Origin of the sequence: Desemzia sp. FAM 23990, from assembly GCF_045528485.1 — a bacterium.
Classification (GTDB): domain Bacteria; phylum Bacillota; class Bacilli; order Lactobacillales; family Carnobacteriaceae; genus Desemzia.
In genome coordinates this window covers 1-682 of record NZ_JBGQQW010000063.1, presented here as the reverse complement: position 1 = coordinate 682, position 682 = coordinate 1, and the positions used below count along the sequence as shown (strand labels likewise).

Here is a 682-nt window from a genome sequence, read left to right as displayed (position 1 = left end):
GTAAGCCCGTTAAAATTAACCGCATAGAATTGTTGTCTCCCCTCTTGTAAGATTGACTTATCTCAATCAGACAGGAGGGATTTTTACTATGCGAGATCAAAAAAATAATCAACCCATCGTCCCCGTCCAACTTCTGGACCAAAAAACCAACGAAATAACTCATCCTAAAACCTCTTCTAAAGATAAGCTTGCAATTAAAATTCAAGTTGCCGATATTGAAGTCAATATATTCAACGGCGTTGATAAGTACATCCTTTACGCTCTGCTCAAGGAGTTGAAGATACATGATCATTGATTATGCAGCTGTCAAAAAGATTTACATTGTTTGTGGGTATACTGATATGCGAAAAGGAATTGACGGATTAGCCATGGTTATTCAGAACCAGTTTGAACTTGATTTATACCAAGACACCGTCATCTTCCTCTTCTGCGGTCGACGATCAGATCGGTATAAAGCTCTTTTCTGGGACAACGACGGCTTTTCTTTACTTTATAAACGAATTGACTCGGGCAAACTTCAGTGGCCTAGAACAGAAAGCGAAGTCAAACAGCTTTCCCAACGGGAACTTCGTTGGTTGTTGGAAGGATTAAAAATTGATCAACCTAAAGCCATTTCAACGGCTCAAAAAGGAGGTGCTTTTTAACCCTAAAGCCTTGATTTAATGCGATTTTTTAATGATTT

At 38.7% G+C, this 682-nt stretch carries 2 protein-coding genes; both read left to right on the top strand.

What is annotated here, in order from left to right:
* Nucleotides 1-88 precede the first annotated feature (88 nt).
* Nucleotides 89-295, top strand: a complete 207-nt coding sequence (locus tag ACEN4I_RS13425) for a hypothetical protein (protein WP_131832542.1) — start codon at nucleotides 89-91, stop codon at nucleotides 293-295.
* Nucleotides 285-644, top strand: coding sequence for an IS66 family insertion sequence element accessory protein TnpB (tnpB, locus tag ACEN4I_RS13420; protein ID WP_079650431.1), 360 nt, complete (start codon nucleotides 285-287; stop codon nucleotides 642-644). Before ACEN4I_RS13425 ends, tnpB begins: the two co-directional genes overlap by 11 nt.
* Nucleotides 645-682: the final 38 nt, after the last annotated feature.

Excerpts from the sequence above, each read along its gene's own strand:
- ACEN4I_RS13425 (WP_131832542.1), top strand. The coding sequence starts at position 89 with ATGCGAGATCAAAAAAATAATCAACCCATCGTCCCCGTCCAACTTCTG.
- tnpB (WP_079650431.1), top strand. The coding sequence starts at position 285 with ATGATCATTGATTATGCAGCTGTCAAAAAGATTTACATTGTTTGTGGG.